Raw genomic sequence first — 4,261 nt, 5'->3', positions numbered from 1 at the left:
TTTTTATAAAAATTTTTAATTATTTTTATTTATTTGGTTAATTTTATTATCCATATCATTGCACACCTTCCTTTTCCCGTTCATATCGTAAACAAGGAGGGATATGAGGTGAATGTATATCATAAAATCGTTCAACATAAAATGAAATCCATTACCGCAAACGAGTTAATGACGTATGCAAAACAATATGACGTTTCGCTCTCGCCAAGAGATGCAGAAGCGATTGTTCAAATGATGCGTGAAAAAACGATTGATATGTTTAATGAACAAGAAAGAAAAAACTGGATTCGTGAACTTGCCCAGCGCACATCACCACAACTCGCTAAACAAGCCAATGACTTCATTCGCCAATTTATACAGTAAGAAGGCTGCCTACGGACAGCCTTCTACTCAACAATTTTTTCTCGAACGTTCGGATCAAACTGTTGTGCACGCAACATCGCAATTTCAAATTTATATGGTGGCTTCGCAGACGCTTTCTCGCCGACATACGGCGTTTCTAAAATTTTCGGCACATGCATAAGCTGCGGATGATGCACAATGTAATTTAATGCGTCAAAACCGATATGACCAAAACCGATATTTTCATGACGATCTTTACGGCTTCCACAAGCATTTTTACTATCATTAATATGCAATACTTTGAGACGGTCAAGCCCAATGATGCGATCAAATTGTTCTAACACGCCATCAAAATCGTTAACAATATCGTATCCAGCATCATGCGTATGACACGTATCGAAACAAACAGACAATTTATCGTTATGTGTCACACCGTCAATAATTTTCGCTAACTCTTCAAAACGACTTCCACATTCCGATCCTTTTCCAGCCATCGTTTCTAATGCCACTTGCACTTGTTGATCGGGCGTGATTACTTCGTTTAATCCTTCTATAATTTTAGCTATCCCTGCCTCAATTCCTGCACCGACATGTGCACCGGGATGAAGAACGAGCTGCTTGGCACCGATCGCTTCCGTTCGTTCAATTTCTGAACATAAAAAAGAAACGCCAAGTGAAAACGTATCCGCATTTATCGTATTACCAATATTAATAATGTACGGGGCATGTACGACAATTTCAGTAATGCCGTGCTCTTTCATATGGGCAATTCCTTTGTCGATGTTTAGCTGTTCAATCGGTTTACGCCTTGTATTTTGCGGTGCTCCCGTATAAATCATAAACGTATTTGCCCCATACGATACCGCTTCTTTACTCGCGGCTAACAACATTTCTTTTCCGCTCATCGATACGTGTGAACCAATTTTTAACACGTCTTTCTCTCCCTCATTTCTTTTTCGCTCTTTGTTTTTTTAATTGTTCTCGCAATTTTTTCTTATATCCCGGCTTCACTTTCTTTTGTTTTTTCGCTATTTTTTCAACGAGTTGCTCTACTTCATCAACTTTTTTCTCTTTTTTCCGTCCGTTCCATGCATCAAGTTCGATCCATTCACCATGGCGCAAATCACGATGGAGAAAATGAATGCCTTTCTTTTCTAACTTGACTAGCGCATGTTGATCTGATGATTCATAAATCGTTGCCGCAATGCCGGCATAACCTGCACGCCCTGTTCGACCAGCGCGATGAACATAAAAATCTACGTCTGACGGCAATTCATAGTTAATGACGTGGCTGACGCCCTCAATATCAATTCCACGCGCCGCTAAATCCGTCGCAACAATATATTGAAATTGCAAATCACGAATCGCTTTCATCATTTTTTTCCGTTCGCGTGGCGTTAAATCTCCATGTAACACGCCTACTTTTAATCCTTTATCAATTAAACCGTTTGCTACTTCGTCAGCTGCTTTTCTCGTATTTACGAACACGATAGCTAAATATGGGTTGTAGGCAACTAATATATCATGTAAAAGTTGCAAACGATCGCGATGACGAAGAGGAATTAAAATATGTTCAATCGTTGATGCAGCGACTTGTTTTGGTGCGATATGAATATGAGTCGGATTCTCCATATACTTTTTCAAAAACGGCTTTAACTTTTCTGGAATTGTTGCAGAAAAAACAAGCATTTGTAAATCTTCAGGCATACGGCCTGCGACGCGATCAACATCTGCAATAAACCCCATATCAAGCATGACATCTGCTTCGTCAACGACGAGCATGCGAGCTGTATGGACAAATAACGCTTGTTCGCGAACGAGATCATCAATGCGCCCTGGTGTACCAATGATAAGATGAGGTTGCGTTTTCAATTTTTCAATCGAACGCAACTTATCTGTTCCACCGACAAAACATCGAACTGTAATGCGGTGATCATTCGGACAAAACTTCACAATTTTTAATACTTCATGATAAATTTGCGTCGCCAATTCACGCGTCGGTGCAGTAATTACCGCTTGTACTTCGTGTACACGTGGATCAATACGCTGAATAATTGGCAATAAATAAGCATGTGTCTTCCCTGTTCCTGTTTGCGATTGGCCGATGACACTTTCACCACGCAACACAGCAGGAATGACACGCTCTTGAACAGGTGTCGGCTTATGAAACTTTAAATGTTGAATCGCCTCTATAATAAACGGATGAAACGGAAAACGTTCAAACATCGCTTCTCATCCCCTTTCTCATTCAATAAAAATAGACCAGTTACATATTATATACGAACATAAACCGTTCATTCAACTATATGAGCTTTCTTGCATATCGTAATATAGATAAAATGAGCAAAAAGCTTTACCACGTAAAGAAAGGAGGAACTTCATTGCGACGTTCATTTATGTTTCCACCTTCACGTCCACCGATGCCACCCATGTGGCAACAACCGATGATGCGACAAGCACAAGGAGGCATGTTTTCGCGATTGTTCGGTAGCCAACTTCCTACACAAACATTTGGTGCTGGTGGAGCATTACCAAATATTGATTCGATGTTAACAAATGTACAAAAGATGTTAAACATGATCCAAACGATTACACCGATGGTACAACAATACGGTCCACTCATTAAAAGCGTACCATCGATGATGCGGATTTTTCGTGAATTAAAACAATCTGACAACACAAACGAAACAACTGAAACGGCAAATGCAACAAGTGCGGCAACAACCGAAAAACAAACTGAACAGCAATCATCGAAAAAACAACGTCCCGTTCCAACAAAGCGCGAACAAAAAGAAGAAAAAGCGAATGAAAAAGGGAAGTCTGTACCAAAACTATATATTTAACTTTTGTATGTTCGCTCCTTCTTTTATATAATGAATACGACAAACACGCCAAGAAGGAGCGATCCATATGGAAGTCATTAAAATTACGCCACGCGGATATTGTTACGGAGTCGTTGATGCGATGGTTATCGCCCGCAACGCTGCGCTCGATCCAACATTACCAAGACCGATCTACATTTTAGGCATGATCGTTCATAATAAACATGTAACCGATGCATTCGCTGAAGAAGGAATTATTACGCTTGACGGTCCGAATCGACTCGAAATTTTAGAAAACATCGAGCACGGCACAGTTATTTTTACCGCCCACGGTGTTTCTCCTGAAGTAAAACATCGAGCACGAGAAAAAGGACTTGTCACGATTGATGCTACATGCCCAGATGTGACAAAAACACACGATCTTATTCGCGAAAAGGTAGCGAACGGATATGAAGTCATTTACATCGGCAAAAAAGGACATCCTGAGCCTGAAGGGGCAATTGGCGTTGCACCACATGCTGTTCATTTAATTGAAAAACCTGAAGATGTAGAACAACTGAATATTCAATCGAAACACATTATTGTGACAAACCAAACGACAATGAGTCAATGGGACGTGGCACATATTATGGAAAAAGTAAAAAAAAAATATCCGTATGTCGAAATGCACCGCGAAATTTGCTTAGCGACACAAGTACGGCAAGAAGCGGTCGCTGAACAAGCAAAAGAAGCGGATGTGACGATCGTTGTCGGTGACCCAAGAAGCAATAATTCCAATCGACTCGCACAAGTGTCTGAAGAAATTGCTGGAACGAAAGCATATCGTGTTGCAGACGTGACTGAAATCGACATCGAATGGATTAAAAATGCGAAAAAAGTAGCGGTGACTGCCGGAGCATCTACACCAACACCCATTACAAAAGAAGTCATCGACTTTTTAGAACAGTTTGATCCAAACAATCCTGAAACATGGAAACGAGAAAGAAAAGTACCGCTAACAAAAATTTTACCAAAAGTAAAAAAAAGAGGCGAATAAGCCTCTTTTTTCAAAGTGTTGAAAAAGTAGGACGTCAAGAAAAAGTTCACTTTCCTCGTGA

At 40.2% G+C, this 4,261-nt stretch carries 5 protein-coding genes; 3 read left to right on the top strand and 2 right to left on the bottom strand.

All coding sequences use genetic code 11. The features are described from left to right. The first annotated feature begins 108 nt into the window (after positions 1–108). Positions 109–363, top strand: coding sequence for a DUF2624 domain-containing protein (locus tag ACYQY7_RS13695; protein ID WP_461202890.1), 255 nt, complete (start codon positions 109–111; stop codon positions 361–363). 23 nt (positions 364–386) lie between these two features. Here ACYQY7_RS13695 and ACYQY7_RS13690 read toward each other — a convergent pair whose 3' ends face one another. Together ACYQY7_RS13690 and ACYQY7_RS13685 are read right to left on the bottom strand one after the other, a co-directional pair. Beyond that, positions 387–1,274 carry a deoxyribonuclease IV gene (locus ACYQY7_RS13690; protein WP_461202888.1) on the bottom strand — a complete coding sequence of 296 codons (888 nt, stop codon included), beginning with the start codon at positions 1,272–1,274 and terminating at the stop codon, positions 387–389. Positions 1,275–1,287: 13 nt separating this feature from the next. Next, complete coding sequence (locus ACYQY7_RS13685; protein ID WP_461202886.1) at positions 1,288–2,568, bottom strand: DEAD/DEAH box helicase; 1,281 nt, start codon at positions 2,566–2,568, stop codon at positions 1,288–1,290. A gap of 155 nt (positions 2,569–2,723) precedes the next feature. Between ACYQY7_RS13685 and vrrA the strand changes: the two genes are divergently transcribed. Both vrrA and ACYQY7_RS13675 read left to right on the top strand, forming a co-directional pair. Beyond that, positions 2,724–3,185, top strand: coding sequence for a VrrA/YqfQ family protein (gene vrrA, locus ACYQY7_RS13680; RefSeq protein WP_461202884.1), 462 nt, complete (start codon positions 2,724–2,726; stop codon positions 3,183–3,185). Between the two features lie 67 nt (positions 3,186–3,252). Continuing rightward, a complete protein-coding gene (locus tag ACYQY7_RS13675; RefSeq protein ID WP_461202882.1) occupies positions 3,253–4,200 on the top strand; it encodes a 4-hydroxy-3-methylbut-2-enyl diphosphate reductase in 948 nt (315 codons plus the stop codon). The last annotated feature ends 61 nt before the right edge of the window (positions 4,201–4,261 follow it).

The organism is Anoxybacillus sp. TBDG-1 (assembly GCF_054815885.1).
Note: the sequence above shows the minus strand (reverse complement) of the source record. Positions and strands in the feature narration are given on the sequence as shown.

Excerpts from the sequence above, each read along its gene's own strand:
- ACYQY7_RS13675 (WP_461202882.1), top strand. The coding sequence starts at position 3,253 with ATGGAAGTCATTAAAATTACGCCACGCGGATATTGTTACGGAGTCGTT.
- ACYQY7_RS13685 (WP_461202886.1), bottom strand. The coding sequence starts at position 2,568 with ATGTTTGAACGTTTTCCGTTTCATCCGTTTATTATAGAGGCGATTCAA.